At 45.7% G+C, this 14,336-nt stretch carries 17 protein-coding genes; 11 read left to right on the forward strand and 6 right to left on the reverse strand.

Annotated elements, in window-relative coordinates; genetic code table 11:
- The first annotated feature begins 263 nt into the window (after positions 1-263).
- Genes OIU26_RS11445 through OIU26_RS11475 form a run of 7 tightly spaced genes read left to right on the forward strand, consistent with a single transcriptional unit; the run spans position 264 to position 4,208 of the window.
- Entirely contained in the window at positions 264-881 is a 618-nt protein-coding gene (locus tag OIU26_RS11445; RefSeq protein ID WP_264216893.1) for a hypothetical protein, read from the forward strand.
- A gap of 39 nt (positions 882-920) precedes the next feature.
- On the forward strand, positions 921-1,565 hold the full coding sequence (locus OIU26_RS11450) for an immunity 50 family protein (protein WP_264216894.1): 645 nt from the start codon (positions 921-923) through the stop codon (positions 1,563-1,565).
- The gene (locus tag OIU26_RS11455; RefSeq protein WP_025677547.1) at positions 1,558-1,965 is read left to right on the forward strand and encodes a hypothetical protein; all 408 of its coding nucleotides are present in this window, start codon (positions 1,558-1,560) and stop codon (positions 1,963-1,965) included. The genes OIU26_RS11450 and OIU26_RS11455 overlap by 8 nt, the downstream gene beginning before the upstream one ends.
- 49 nt (positions 1,966-2,014) lie before the next feature.
- Complete coding sequence (locus tag OIU26_RS11460; RefSeq protein WP_264216895.1) at positions 2,015-2,521, forward strand: HEAT repeat domain-containing protein; 507 nt, start codon at positions 2,015-2,017, stop codon at positions 2,519-2,521.
- A gap of 29 nt (positions 2,522-2,550) precedes the next feature.
- Positions 2,551-3,180 (forward strand): hypothetical protein, encoded by a 630-nt coding sequence (locus OIU26_RS11465; protein ID WP_264216896.1) that lies wholly within the window; start codon positions 2,551-2,553, stop codon positions 3,178-3,180.
- A gap of 30 nt (positions 3,181-3,210) precedes the next feature.
- The gene (locus OIU26_RS11470; RefSeq protein ID WP_264216897.1) at positions 3,211-3,771 is read left to right on the forward strand and encodes a hypothetical protein; all 561 of its coding nucleotides are present in this window, start codon (positions 3,211-3,213) and stop codon (positions 3,769-3,771) included.
- 2 nt (positions 3,772-3,773) lie between these two features.
- A complete protein-coding gene (locus tag OIU26_RS11475) occupies positions 3,774-4,208 on the forward strand; it encodes an immunity 26/phosphotriesterase HocA family protein (RefSeq protein ID WP_264216898.1) in 435 nt (144 codons plus the stop codon).
- Positions 4,209-4,275: 67 nt separating this feature from the next.
- Here OIU26_RS11475 and OIU26_RS11480 read toward each other — a convergent pair whose 3' ends face one another.
- Both OIU26_RS11480 and OIU26_RS11485 read right to left on the reverse strand, forming a co-directional pair.
- Positions 4,276-4,815 (reverse strand): SMI1/KNR4 family protein, encoded by a 540-nt coding sequence (locus OIU26_RS11480; RefSeq protein ID WP_264216899.1) that lies wholly within the window; start codon positions 4,813-4,815, stop codon positions 4,276-4,278.
- A 217-nt stretch (positions 4,816-5,032) separates the two neighbouring features.
- Positions 5,033-5,125 carry a putative holin-like toxin gene (locus tag OIU26_RS11485; protein ID WP_219727865.1) on the reverse strand — a complete coding sequence of 31 codons (93 nt, stop codon included), beginning with the start codon at positions 5,123-5,125 and terminating at the stop codon, positions 5,033-5,035.
- A 118-nt stretch (positions 5,126-5,243) separates the two neighbouring features.
- On the opposite strand from OIU26_RS11485, the gene OIU26_RS11490 reads away from it, so the two are divergent.
- Positions 5,244-5,903, forward strand: coding sequence for a hypothetical protein (locus OIU26_RS11490; RefSeq protein WP_264216900.1), 660 nt, complete (start codon positions 5,244-5,246; stop codon positions 5,901-5,903).
- A 165-nt stretch (positions 5,904-6,068) separates the two neighbouring features.
- On the opposite strand, the gene OIU26_RS11495 is transcribed toward OIU26_RS11490, so the two are convergent.
- Positions 6,069-7,703: a DUF6138 family protein gene (locus OIU26_RS11495; protein WP_264216901.1), complete on the reverse strand. Its 1,635-nt coding sequence runs from the start codon at positions 7,701-7,703 to the stop codon at positions 6,069-6,071.
- 158 nt (positions 7,704-7,861) lie between these two features.
- Here OIU26_RS11495 and OIU26_RS11500 point away from each other — a divergent pair, with 158 nt between their 5' ends.
- Both OIU26_RS11500 and OIU26_RS11505 read left to right on the forward strand, forming a co-directional pair.
- Positions 7,862-8,638: an SMI1/KNR4 family protein gene (locus OIU26_RS11500; RefSeq protein ID WP_165079779.1), complete on the forward strand. Its 777-nt coding sequence runs from the start codon at positions 7,862-7,864 to the stop codon at positions 8,636-8,638.
- 17 nt (positions 8,639-8,655) lie between these two features.
- Positions 8,656-10,074 carry an SMI1/KNR4 family protein gene (locus OIU26_RS11505; RefSeq protein ID WP_264216902.1) on the forward strand — a complete coding sequence of 473 codons (1,419 nt, stop codon included), beginning with the start codon at positions 8,656-8,658 and terminating at the stop codon, positions 10,072-10,074.
- Between the two features lie 65 nt (positions 10,075-10,139).
- Here OIU26_RS11505 and OIU26_RS11510 read toward each other — a convergent pair whose 3' ends face one another.
- Positions 10,140-10,754, reverse strand: a complete 615-nt coding sequence (locus tag OIU26_RS11510) for a TetR/AcrR family transcriptional regulator (RefSeq protein ID WP_264216903.1) — start codon at positions 10,752-10,754, stop codon at positions 10,140-10,142.
- Between the two features lie 25 nt (positions 10,755-10,779).
- Positions 10,780-12,264, reverse strand: coding sequence for a phytoene desaturase family protein (locus OIU26_RS11515; protein ID WP_264216904.1), 1,485 nt, complete (start codon positions 12,262-12,264; stop codon positions 10,780-10,782).
- Between the two features lie 411 nt (positions 12,265-12,675).
- On the opposite strand from OIU26_RS11515, the gene OIU26_RS11520 reads away from it, so the two are divergent.
- Positions 12,676-13,911 (forward strand): PHB depolymerase family esterase, encoded by a 1,236-nt coding sequence (locus tag OIU26_RS11520; RefSeq protein WP_264216905.1) that lies wholly within the window; start codon positions 12,676-12,678, stop codon positions 13,909-13,911.
- Between the two features lie 113 nt (positions 13,912-14,024).
- Here the strand turns inward: OIU26_RS11520 and OIU26_RS11525 are convergent, their stop codons facing one another.
- Entirely contained in the window at positions 14,025-14,132 is a 108-nt protein-coding gene (locus OIU26_RS11525; RefSeq protein WP_016822819.1) for a putative metal homeostasis protein, read from the reverse strand.
- Positions 14,133-14,336: the final 204 nt, after the last annotated feature.

Raw genomic sequence — 14,336 nt, forward strand, 5'->3', positions numbered from 1 at the left:
ATATGACATCTATCGTTCCATAGTTCAGAATTCCCATTTTTGTATCGGTTCTCATTCTCCCCTTTTCAGGAAGGGAGCATATCCGTTATCGTTGAATCTGTTCATGTAACTCAACATACGGCCGCAAGGCGGCTCAGGCCGTTCCATATATGACTTTCCTAGTATACGCGAAGTTGAACTGGTTTCCAAACGATTTTAACGAATAACGCAAAAGGTGAATTCAATCACCATGTCATATATTATGGTAGGAGAATTGGTAATTCATGAATAAAGGATGGATGCTTGTGGTTAACAATCTACATTATAATTTCATAATGATAGGTTCCTTATCGGAGAAGCACACTTTGTTTGCCGAAGAGTGCTTTACTAACCTGTTCGATTGTTTTGAAACGCTCCTGAACATATCAGGAATCCGCAATACCCGTGTGTCTGTCTATCAATCCAAGAAAGCCAAACACGGTAAGATCCGCTGGGACAAGCAGGAGTTGCTCCGCATTGTAACCGATAATGAATTGACTCCATTGATGCTGGTTATCGAGGCTCCCAGTATCAAATCGTCCTATAACAAAGGGACAACGCCGGAAGTCTACATTCTTTTGTCCAATGACCCTATGGGTCAATCCCCCAACAATTGCGGGATGCTTGTTTCGATCCGTCAGGACATTTATGAACGTATCGACCAAACAATCGTCGAAGACGTTATGATACAGCTGAGCCAGTGGATAAAGGCAACCAAACTGTTACACAGCTCGCGCAACTTTTATGCTGGTAGTAAAGCACGTGCCATTATGGATATTCTTCCATTTATGCTCGAAAAGGATACTCCGGATATGAAGTATGTTTTTCAATCGTGGACTCCGTATCCTTTACCACACACTTAAACAATCCGTCATCCCATTAACCCTAGGAGGCTGCAATTTATGCAAATTCAAGTTCAAAAGGCTGAAAAAAAAGAAAACGAATATCTCATTCATTATCAAGCGGGAGGAGCTCTGCCGTTCGTTCCGCATGATGTTGTTCTGATCCATGGCAAACAGTATTTTATAGGTACGATTTTGAAGGTAGAGCCGGAAAAGGTCCATATCCGTATCAATTCAGAATATGAAGACCAACTGACAGGGTCCATCGGACTGGAACTGGCTTTCTCTCCAACCGTTTCTATTCAAGGTGCAGACAGCATTGTAGAAAAGCTCGGCTATTTTCCACCTTTTCACTATGACCGAATCACGGCTGCCAATATGACGAAAGACCAGATTACACTGACAATTGAGCTATCCCCCGCTAGCGTGCTGGTTCCTAAATCACCGGATCTGGAACCTTCGGCTGAGGCACCAGTGATCCCTGAGGCTCCAGCCAAAGATATTCCACGCTATGCAGTGACTTTTACATTTCTGGAAACCAAAGAGCATGTATTAACCCCTGTAGAAACAGAAAATATCATCTTGCAGCTCGATTTCCGCTATGAAGAAGCAGACATGGTCGTTGACATCGATGCCTTGTCAGGGCTGTCAGGCAGCTTTCTGTGCAGAGGTATCCGTGCAGAGATTACGGAACTTCATGAATAAACAAGAAGCCCGTGAGCTGTTGCACTGTCATTCTTTTATTCATGATGATCTGGAGCATCCCAAAATGCGAAGCGGATTTCTAGGGATGCTTCGTCCCTTCCAGGGAGAACTGATCGAGGATAATTTTCATGAGCTCATGACTATCATTGAAGTTCTGGCAGATGAGTTGGAGAAACCGTCCGTAGAACGGGAGCTTATATCCGCTCTGTGGGGGATTTGCCAATATACACGGGCATGGGCGTTGCATCCTGATGGTATGCTGCAGCGAAATCACCTGCTGACCGTAGAGCAGATTAGTACGCTTGACGATTGGATTGATACAATTTCCTATGCGGTTATGGTGCTGCTAGAGGGTGGCGGAACGGAAGAAGCTTTATCGAACTACAGACAACGAGAGTAGGTAATACACAATGTCAAAAAGTAATCTGGCTAAGAAATGAGGGGGGTATATGTCCATACAAACTGATGATGACGGAAAGACGTTCTTATCTATTTTCCCTACACTATCGTATGAAGATCGATTAGTCTCATTACGCGAATTAACAGCAATCCCCCAGCCTGTGGAGGACACCATCGCATTACTTTTACAGCTTGTGCAGCAATCATCCGCGGATGATCTGCTTCGTATAGAAGCGCTGAAGGTCATCGGACTATATGCAGATCAAAGCCAGCAGCCGATGATCATGCGAGGAATTCGCGAGCTGCTGTCCAAGCCTGATGAAGATGATGATGTACGAAACGCAGCTTTACAAACTTTGGTATGGATGCCTTGTTCAGAAGCAGACCTACGTATAGCTTTGGACTTAATCCGCAGTGATACATATATCTTAGTCAAGGGGGCCGCTTTTGCACTGCTCCGCGCACATAAAGCCCACCCTTTTGCGCAACAAGCGCTGAAGCAATTATTGCAACATGAGGAATTCGGTGCATCTGCCCAGCGTGAGCTGTCCACATAATCGACAACCAAAGGAGAATCACTCTACTTATGCGTGTAAGAATATTTATATTCATATTAATTATCGGAATTATTTGTGTGCCTGCCTATTTTATTATGAGCAGCTTTGGATTATTCCAAAACGAGAAGGTGCTTGTACATTACAAGCTTGCCCTTGAGGTAAAGGGTAAAAAATATGATGCCTGGCCTTTAATCAGCAGCTATACCGCAATAGATAAAAAAGGGGACCATCGTCAGCTCTACTATCAGGCAAAGGGCTCAGGCATGGAGTATCTGTTTCAACTAGCCTATGGACAGTATGAACTCAAGCCCTCCAAAGAAAATCCTTTTTTGGATGGGGGAATCCACTATACCATGGACCATCCTGAGTATGTACGTGAGGAAAAACAGTATGAGAACGCCAACGACTATACGGAGTTAACCCATTATTACAACCAACAGGAACAGGTTATTTATACTTACAATCCTGAAGCCAGCCTCGACAAAACCTACGTGCGCTCTATCATCACCGCTGGAATGACTCGCACCACTGGTAATTCAAGTAGGCCGGTGAAGGATGATTATATTAATATCAGCAAGCTGTTTAAGGACAAGCTCGGAGTAAATGTGAAGGTAGATGTGGATGAGGACAACAAAATCGTTACCCTGTCCATGTCATAATAAAACGAAAAAGAAAGGAAGACGCTATAAATGACAGAAACACATCATGCTAAATTAGGCCCTGCTTATTTGGAGGATTGGGTTGTACCCGAAAACCCAGAGGCATGGGTTGAACAAGAATGGACAGGTAAGCTCCGTTCACAGACCGGAAATACGAAATTCCACATTTTTTACTATGGAGAATTCATGGATGAGCTGATTGCTGTAACGGAGTTTGCACCCCAGCTCATTATTGCAGAAGATGCGGTCACAGGTGAGCAGATCGTCATTTTTGATGGAACCCGCCATGGCTACGATGCACTGCTGTGTGAAGCGTATACGGAGGAACAGCAGAACAATCGCACCCCCCTGCTGCCTTATCTGGACGATGATGGTGAAGATACCTTTGAGGTGACCGTGACTGCTTTTTATAATGTTGATTGGGATGACGAATTTGCAAATGATGTGGATGAGAACGGGCAGCTGGAGCTGATCAGCGGCGAACGTTGTGATTTTGAAAAGGCCAAGCGAAACGGTTTTGATGCGATTAGCATTACGATTACCAGCGCTAAAGGTCTAAAAACTGAGATTCTTCAGGAAGAGCTGGCCTGACGATGGTATTCAAAAGAATCAAACATCAGGAAGGCGATATTTTTGTTATCCCTCTACATGACGGCCGATTTGCGGTATGTCAAGTGATCTGCGCATTGTATGGTCGATTCAAAAAAGCGTTCTCCTTTGGTGTTCTATCCATAGGTCAGAATCAAGCATACGAGGGTGAAACTACATATCTCTCCTTCATAGATTATCGGGGGCAATTTGAGGTTATATTCACCGCCACCCAAAATCTGACGAAGGGAGTATGGCCTATTATCGATCATCGCCCTCTATCCGAGGAGCAACAGCAGCTAAAATACTTTAATTGTGCGGGCCATCTGTATTGCGGGGATGAATATATACGCAATCTGGAACTGGAAGAATATAATCAATATGCTGTAATGGGCGTGGCTGGATATGAGCTGGTACAGCAATATTTAGCCCAGGCATAAAAACTAGAAGAATAGCAACGCAAAGAGCCACCTTAGAGTTCGAAAACCAGGGTGGCTCTTTAACGATTTAAAAGGGTTCAAATGTATAAGGGAATGGTGTACGATGTGTTCCCAAAATCGACTTTACGCGTTCTCCATCCAGCAGCGCTTCGACGAAGCAATACAAATCCGGGGCTGCATACCAAAAGTTACCCCATGTGCGCAGATTTAAAGCATAAATCGGGAATTCCCCCCGTTTATCAGGCGATTGAATATCCCAGACCAGCAGGTCATCCTCTTCACTGGAAGCGAAGGGAACGGCATGCTCCAATAATTCCGGGAAACCATCTGGCTCCAACGCCGCTTCTTGTAAGACCTCCTCCGATTCCAGTACATCATCAAACCAGGTCCGCCAGTCACGGTAACGATGAAGCCATGAATCCGGATGATCCCCGAGAGGAATATGGATGTTCCATACGCCGCATAACCGCCCGTAGCCAAGAGTCTTGACGTAATCTATATAGGAAGGCGGAAAGCCCCTACCATTTTCAAAACGATGCTCTATAAGAAATTCTTCATCATAATAAGCCTGAAACTGCGAACGTTGCAGCCCTGTAAAAATGCTCATGCTCGCCCTCTCCTTTTGCACATCCTATTCGCCTTTTCACTCTTAGACACATTGAAAAGGCCTTTTTCAAGTGTTAAAATGGGAATAAGATGTATATTCTAAAAAAGAGTGAAGATGCGTCAACATCCTCACTCTTTGGCAACAGCCGCTTTTAAGGGCGGTAGCCGTGTCAAAGGATGATCATTGAAATAGACCGTTTGCCTTTGTCGAGGGCGGTCTATTTCTTTTTATGGAAGGAAAGAATCAGAATCACCAACGTTGCAAATTGAATCATCAACATTAAGGTGTCTTTAACCTCCACAGGCCTCACCTCCTTTACAGGAGACTAGCCGACCGCCCATCTAAGCCATTCTGTTGTTAAGGAATATTATAACATACGATATATAAAAAGTACGTTTTTACGCTCTTTCCGAAAAGGAGGAACGCACATGGAGCAAAAACGCTTCAAAGATGAATATAGATATAAATATGACTTTGCCGCCGTGATCCGGAGAGGAGAACAGGTAGCTGTTCACTGTCCTCGCTGTCAGGGCCAAGCTTTTATTTCCAAATCAAAAGAAGACTGTTATTACGTTGTTCGCTGCTCTCATTGTTACTACACATTTCAGCAGCCAGAATCGTATAAATTCTATGCACGCGGTGTATGCAGCCATTGCGAGCGATATTTTAATATTGAAATCCATGATGACCGAACGGTTACTCATAAAAATACGAATATACACTGTCCGCACTGTGAGACACGTAATCAAGTTCCGGTGCATCGTATGCAGTCACGTGAATGGCATACAGACGTGATCCAAAATGGAAAAGATCCTATTTTCCAGCTCCAGCTGTATTTCCTTGATTACTATCGTGGGAAACCGGTGTGGGCTCTTAACCGGATACACCTGAATTATTTGCTCTCCTATATCTCTGCCGAGTTGCGGGAAAAACCCACATCCGGTATGATGCGCACGGCTTCCCATTCCATTCCAAAGTACATTAAGGATGCGAAAAATCGCCAGGCCATCTTAAAAATATTAAAAAAACTACAGCATAAACAAGCGTCTAAGGGTGAGCATTCCAAACATGAGTATACAAACTTTTGACAGCCTAGAAGCACTGGTCCAGGCCGTCTGTCAGACCACCACGTGCAATCTCGGCTGGAGATAGCGACTGTACAGATGTTATTGAAGTACTGCGCCGCAGTGGAAGCGAGCCGGATGTTCAACGCATTGCGCAGGGACTGCGATATGATCATGAATACGATGCTTTTATGGAATAAGCGTCTCCAGTATCTCTTTTACCTCAGGGACAGCCTGCTTCAGGCTGTTTTTTAGTTTCTTTGCACTACCCCATATACGATAAACGATCATCTCTTGTTCGTAGTCTTCCAACTTCTCAAGTACATCTACTAGCGCCTTCGCCTGTTCTGCACTTTCAATGCCAGCCGATTTCAGAGGTTTGGCAGAATCATTACCTGCCAAAAGAATCCTCGCCCATACGGGAATCGTATCCGGTGTCAGTCCATGTGCCTCAGCAAACACAGCGGCGTAACCGTCCTGCACCGACTGGTGCTCACTATCCACTAGCTTCATATAACGACTCACTAACGGAAAATATTCCGTTCCTTTAAGTCCTAATCCCATCACCGCATAGGTTCCCGGCATTGCTGACTTCTCCCCCGGCTCTACATCGTTGTACCACTTGAATTCTTCCATCACAGTCTCGGCATATTCCGCCAGCAACGGGTGCAGCGAAGGGTATTCAAGTGCATTGGCAAAGAAACGATGTAATGCAGATTTGGCTAACTTGGGTATGGGTAGATAGTTTTTCACTTTGCTTTTGAACTTCATCCCATATTCCTTAGTAAAGCCTTTTCGTAATATATCACATAGATATACGAGTGCTTCTCTATAGCTCTCTTCTTCCTCAGAACGAATCTGAACCTCCAGTGTTTGCAAAATATCATTCGCTTGGCAGGTGACTCGCTCACTTGTATATGACGCTGGAATGCTGCCTGATCCACTCTTAAGCCACTCGGCTGCCTGATTTGAACCCAGTTGTGCAGCAATCTCCAAATAACTCTGCCGTGCATCGGCATCGGTCGAACCCACACGCATCGCGGTGAGCAGGAACATCTCCATGGCGGGGGCAGGAATATCTGAAGGAAGAATATCAGGCCTCACCGTATACTCCAGCCCGTAGTTTTTTTCCCGATCTGCGTATTTGGCCAAAAATTCATCTTCAGCCCAATGCATTAAGCCTCTGCTCAGCTGATGCCTCCATGCTTCTTCTCGCTTACGGCTAACCTGCACTTTTGCATCCATTCGATTCAACAGCTCATTCACCCGCTGGGCGTCTATAGGGTACAAATGAGGATCAAGCAAGTGCCTTACTAAGAAAAAATCGTCCTCTTCCTTCGGGATAGCTTTACTGGCAGGGTCAAGCTTTTGCTCCACAAACTGTTCGATAGTGGCTAACAGATGCTGCCGCTTATCTTCGTTCAACAGCGAGAATGTAAAATGACTGGCCTTATTCTCCAAGACCACCTCTAGATGAAATTCCAGCCGATAACGAAAAAACATAGGACTAAATTCTTCTGAATTATACAGGGCCGCTATCCGTTCTTTGAACACAGGCATCCATTCATCCTGCACCTGCTGGAGCGTCACCCCTTCCATAAAACCGGAAATATCCATATCTGGTCTACGATGATCCCAATCAAACGGTTCGTAGGTATCCACCCATAACCCGTCTCTCTTACAGGTAACTTTTAAGTATTCATGAATCCCTTCGTGAAGGACGCTTTTGGTCTTGAATTCCGCGATGCGTTTTTGCTCAGAAGCGTATCTCTGGTCAATCTCCTCAAAAATTGGATCTATGTAGGCCTGTACCCCCGATGTCATACGATGTGCTCCCCTCTCATACCCTCACAAATTGTAGTTCTTACATAATTGAGATAGACTAATATTTAACTATTTTATTTCCTGATTATAGCATATCTCTCATTTACATTTGGACTCCATCCCTATAGATAGAGTGCCAGAAAGCAGGTGTATTCTACATGTATTGGGTTTCCACACAACACACGCCAGTAGCTGCCGATGAACTGACAAATTTCGAACATACCTATGGCATAACTTTACCAATTCCCTACGCTTCATTTCTCACCCAATACGGGCCAGGTACCTATTGCGGCCTGCTGGTGATTGAACGACCTGATCCTCAACTTTTGCAATCCTATGCGGATTACGAACTGTGGACGCATGATGATAACTGTCCGATCACCGCGCAACAGCTGAGCGAGTGCGTGGTCATCGGCAGCTCCATAGATGGTGATTTCCTAGCGGTGCATCCTCAGGTCGAAGGCTTGCTTTGGCTACCGCGACATTCGGAGGTCATTACTATGAAGCCATTAGATGTTCAGGCACCATTTATAGATACGCTGGAGTATATACTACGGGATGAATTCGGAAGAATAGAGCCATTCCCCCGTTATTTCGAGCCTGTCAGTCTGGATAGAGTTGCAACATTTCTACTATTTAATCCACCAGAGACGGCGGAAGCTTACGGTTCAGCCAATCCGAACGATCAAGCCTTGCAAGTAGCTCCAGCATCTATACAGGTATTGGCTCAGCGTTTTAAACAGCATTTTGACTCAAATCTATGGATTGAAAACGAGCATATCTGCTTGGCTTTTCTTCAGTCTCTTGGCGGATACGTACGTTTCAATTATGCATATGGACGCGAAGTGGCGATCATTTATGAACCTAAAGCGATAGCACTTCATGATGAAGTTCTATCATTCCTGCAAAAAGAACATTGCCAAGTTGTAGAGTAAGAGGAGGACGAATACAAATGACAGTACATTTTGCACACATCTTAGAAAAGCTCGGAGGGATCGCTGAGCGCCTGAGACAAGGTGGGATGCCTGACGTGGTATACCAATGGACGAAGGGGATTTCCGAAGAGGAACTGACTGAGTTGGAGGAACGGCTGCAGGTCCCTTTGCCTGCCTCCCTGTCTGAATTGATAAAGCGGTGTGGCAGCTTACATTTGCTATGGTGCCTCCCTCAACACTGTATTGTAGCCGATGAACCGGCTTGTTCATATGAAAGCAGTAATGGCCTTAAACAAAAACCGAATATCCTTGACGATATTACAGGCGAATTTGGCTGGAATCATGAGTATATAAGCTATTTTACATCCTATGGAGAAAACACCGATTCAGCAGCGGACGAACAACGATATCTAATTTTAAACTATAACGGTGCCGGTGATCCGATCCTGCTTGATAGAGCGACATCCGCAACAGAGCCAGCAGTGTTCTGTTATGAGCATGAGTTGGACCGGTTCACGCTGCTCGCAGAAAGTCTACCTACCTATATAGAAACCATGCTTGCCTTACACGGGTTATGGCTGTGGGATTGGTCTAACGTGTTAGACGAGCATGGTATTCAACTAGACAGCCCACCGCTGCAGTTGTGGCAGCGCTGGTTGAACACGTTCTGTACGATGAAGCTGGAGGATGCCGCCCGGTCGCTGGAAACACTGATCTATTACACCACCATGCATGGCGTAGATCATCCTGCTGTACTGCAGGCTTTTCAGGCCTATGATCCAAAAGATATTTTTCTTGCCTGGGAGCAGCACATTCAGCGTAACCCGGCCCAATTCGCTACATGGGCATTTTTTATTGGGGAGACCGCAGGTATTGGGGCTGCTGACTGGGTTCGCTCCTTATGGGAGCCGGACACGGATATCACGCAAGCATGGAATTCATCCGCTTCAAATAACATACATGCTGAGAGAGCATTTGTCTCGACACGTGCCTATCTATCCGCCCGCTGTCTGCCCGAACAGGAAGGATTAGAAAATGTTTATAATGATCTGATGCAGCATACGGCAAAGGATGGCAAATTAGAAGGATACACCGTTAGCGGGCAGTTACAGCATTTTCATTCACCGCAGGTCATTGACTGGATGCGGGATAAGGTCAATCATCCGGTCGATGGCTGGGCAGTACTTTTCGCCTACTCTCGTCCTACAGCTGAGCAGGTGATTGAATGGCTATCCAGTAGCGAGCTTCATCAGAAAATTGCAACCGAGGCGCTGGATATCATGATTCAGCGCGATCTTCTGCCCGGTCTAGAAGCAGACGTTTGGGCTAGCATCTCAAACCTGCTTCATGCTTCTTTACAACTCGTGATGCTCAAAAAAGATAAACGTCGCATTGAAGCCGTGCTGGAGCAGCTTTCAGATTTGAAACTTCGTTAACACAGGAGCCGGCGTATGCAGACTTGCCTGTACGGGGTGGGAGCACAAAAAAATGAGCCGCTGCATCAGCGGCTTAATCCTCGAAAAAAAGTATCTATAGTAAATGAAATCAATTCATTATTTGCTTTGGCCATAGGAAGCTCAAAATTCAGGAGAAGAGAAGTTAGTCCGTGTAACATACTCCATACGGATCTAGCCATCAGGTGCTCATCCCCTTGAGTGATGCCCCCTTCCTCCATAGCGACTTTGAGTCCGCCCTCAAGCAACTCAAACCCTTTAAAACTCCCACTGTCTATAAGGCTAACCGAGCTTACAGATTCAAGGTTGCTGATAAACAGGATGTTGTAGTATTCGGGATTAGCCATGCCAAAACGGACATAAGCATCGGACACTGTTTTCAGTGTGTCCAGAGCGTTCAGTCCGGCTGCCTGTGCTTCATCCACGCGCTGCTGAAGAGCCTTCAGGAACAAAGCATTCCCTTCTAACAGCAGTTCACGAACAACCGCTTCCTTATTGGAGAAATAATGATAAATAGTCGTTGGTGAATATTCGATCTGATCCGCAATTTTACGCATAGAGACCTCGGCATACCCTTGGTTCAAGAAGAGCGATCGGGCGGCCTCAATGATTTTGCGGCGAATCTCACTGCTTTCACGTTCTCGGCGTTTGATATGTTTCATGAATAGATATACGTGCCCTTTCTGCCTATCTCAATTTGGCGGCGATACGATCAGCTTCCATTATACCCGAGTTCATAGCTCCTTGAAACCCGCCCCCAGGCTGTGTCCAGGCCCCTACCAATGACAGACGGTCCACTGCTGATTTGTGCTTCAGTCTGTGTATACCGGACTGCCGCACCGTTTGTGCAAAGCCGTAAACAGCCCCGCCGGGATTAGCGGTATACCGCTGCATTGTGCGTGGTGTGCCCAACTCTGCCACTACCACTTTACTGCTAAAACCAGGGTATAGCTGTTCAAGGCGTTCCAGTATCTGCTGTTTTACTGCTTCTTTTTTGGCTTTATATTCGGGACGTGCGCTAGGCCAGTTCTCCAATCTGTCCAAAAATGTAACGGTGATGACACCCTTTCCCGCTTCATTGAGTGTAGGGTCCATGGCGTTATAATTTGTGAGCATCCAGTTGCCTTTCGTATACTGGCCGCTCATCATGACTTCATAATCCGTCTCCGAATCCGGCTCGTTACATAGGATTAAGTCTTCTTCGGTGATCCCAAGCTCGCGAGGCTCGCATGATAGCCCTAGGTATAGCTGAGTAAGAGATGTGCCAGTCTCCATTTTGGTGACAGCCTCCAGCTCACGACGGGCGGCATTATGATTTTCCAGCAGACGACCATAGGTATGATGAGGACTGATACCAGACACAACCCAGTTGGCTTTATATACATCCCCTTTTTTCAGACGTACACCAGCTGCTTTACCACGTTCAAGTATGATTTCAGACACCTGACTGCGTAGGTGAACTTCTCCTCCAGCTGATTGAATAGCTTCGACCAGCGCATTGGACAAGGCCTGTGCACCTCCCTGAATGTAATACGTCCCCTCCAGATGATAGCCCATCCAAGGAATGAAAAAATACAAGGCCGCCAGCCGCTTCGGGGGCAAACCATAATAAGCCCATAGGGCGGTGAAAAATTCCGTGAATCGGTCAGACAAGCCAAACTGGCTTACAGCCCCCCAGGTAGTCATTTGCGTCCAGCGGAAGAAGGTGCCTGCTTTGAGCAGGCCCGCCATCTTACGCCAGGAAGTACGGGAAGAAAAAGCAGAAAAGCCTGCCTCAAAACGGCGAATACCTGCGAAAAGCTTGTCAATGGCTGCTGTCTCAGCAGGAAACATGCCTTTGAGGAGCTGCGTATACTCCTGCACATCAGATGGGATATCAATGGTCTGTCCTTCCCAGCGAATGGAGTAAGGATGCTTTTTGCGTAGAGGAACGATTTGCTGGTCCACATGGCAGTCCTTTAACATCCGGCCGAAGCTGCCTTCTTCGAGTCCGCCGACGCCGTGCAAGGAGACATCAAAGGTATATCCCTTTCTTGTGAATTCAGTAGCAAAGCCGCCAGCCAAAGTATGACTTTCAAACACAGCTGTCCGGTAACCCAACGCAGAAAGTCTGGCTGCACAAGACAAACCACCCAGCCCGGCACCAATGACAATAACATCATATTGGTTCATGATTTCATCTCCCTTGTTAACGTCGTTATATAAGTTAACAGTGTTAAGTTAAGGAGATTATATACTACCGTATCCCCGTTGAAAAGCTCTATTTTCTTGTTTCCTGCTATAGAACAATGAGCACAATCTTCATATTGCTCAGCACAAGTCACTCAAGAGATTTTAGTAGTCTCCCGTTGCGAAGGTAAATATATATTATAAAAACATCCAAAATTGTAGCGCTTTCACTTGTCAGATTCCAAGGAGGATGCTATTCTTCAAGTGGGATTGTTACTGAAAAGGCAAAACCCGAGTACACTTGTGTACCCGGAGTTTGCCTTTTTTTGATTTGTATGAGTTCCATAGCATACAGTCAAGCATCCCGATCATATAGTAAGCGCTTTAAAAATAAACACCAAAGGAGATTATCTTATGCAAAAAAGACGTTTCGCCCTTGTTCTACTATCTTTCGTGCTCCTGCTTACGATCTTTTATCCATCCTCCAGTTCTGCCGCGGCAGCAGCCGATGTTCCAGCACCTCAAGCTACCCTGTTTACCCAGGTACAGCCTCTGGGTGAGGTTGTTTCTGCCGTTGTACTGAAATACAGCACCAATATTGACGGAGCATCCCTGTCCACAGCCAGCTTTCAGGTTCAATCTGTACTCAATGATGTATACACGGACAGAACCGTGACCGGCGTATATACCAACGATACCGGCGCCATCACCAACCGCAGTACTCATGGCAAATATGTCGTGATCGAGCTGGATACGCAGGGCAAAAATGCAAGCACTCTCACTTACGATTCCACAAGTGCAGTCAACCGCATCAATCCATTGAACTATTACATTAGTCAAAAGAAAGATATTGCAACTTCAAAGAAAACAGTCATTCCAGCTTCTACACAGACTGTAAAAGCAACCGATAAAGTGACACCCATTGTAGACGATTTCCAAAAAAACACCTTTGAAAATAAAGATGGCTTCAAACTGAACTACTTTACATTTGAACCTAAAGTAGAGCCTGGCAAAACCTACCCATTGGTTGTATTCCTACACGGAAACGGCGAACGTGGTGATGGAAATGGAGTCAACCTGTTAGCAAATGCTGGTGCTGTCACTTGGGCTTCCCCTGAGCAGCAAGCCACACACCCATCCTTCGTCATCGCTCCTCAAAGCCCAATTGACTTGGATCATAAATTTATTTGGGCAGATGAACCACGCAACAGCGCTGTTGCCGATTTGGTACGTGAAACGGCCTTGAAATATCCGATCGACACCAACCGCATCTATATCGTAGGTATTTCTCAAGGTGCCATGGGGACATGGAGATTGTTAGAAAAAAATCTTGATCTGTTCGCTGCGGGCGTGCCGATTGCCGGTCTGACCAACTATGAAAAAGCTGTGAACATGTATGCTCCTGTTGACCCTGCACACGTTGAAGTGTTGAAAAATGTTCCGATTTGGGCCTTCCATGCTGCAGACGATACGACAGTAAGTCCTAAGAACTCGCAAGAAATGGTCGCTGCCATTAAAGCACAGAACGGAAACCTCATTCATTTCACTGAATACGAAGCAGGGATTATCAAACCTACAGGACACTTCTCCTGGGTTCCGGCTCTACAAAATCAGGACATGATTGAATGGCTGTTTGCACAAAAGAAATAAAAAAGGGCACCTGCTTTCCTGTGTACCACCATCAGGAAAGCAGGTGCAATATCAAAACGAGGAGACTAAAAATTTTGACACTGGTATTGCATTTGCAGTTAACTTGAATCTTGTTACTTCGCGCGCTTCGCAGCTTTGATCGTTCTCAAAGCCCGTCTGCGCGTTACCTTGTTCGGACTGCTGAGCTGTCTTCTGGCAGTAGCCACATCCGTTTTAGCCATGTGTAAAGCACCATCCTATTCACTTAGGCTCATATTGGGAGTCTGCGCCTAAAGACTCAAATGATAATGAGAATCATAATCATTTAAAATTATATAATGAAATCTATGAGCATGCAAGAGATTTTGGGGAAGTATTATCTCGATAAGAAGTTGCCAGTGCTCCCTTGCCCCAAATTAAAGAAGCGTTGGGACAGCAAGCCCAAC

This window comes from Paenibacillus sp. BT-177 (assembly GCF_025846815.2).
Classification (GTDB): domain Bacteria; phylum Bacillota; class Bacilli; order Paenibacillales; family Paenibacillaceae; genus Paenibacillus; species Paenibacillus polymyxa_C.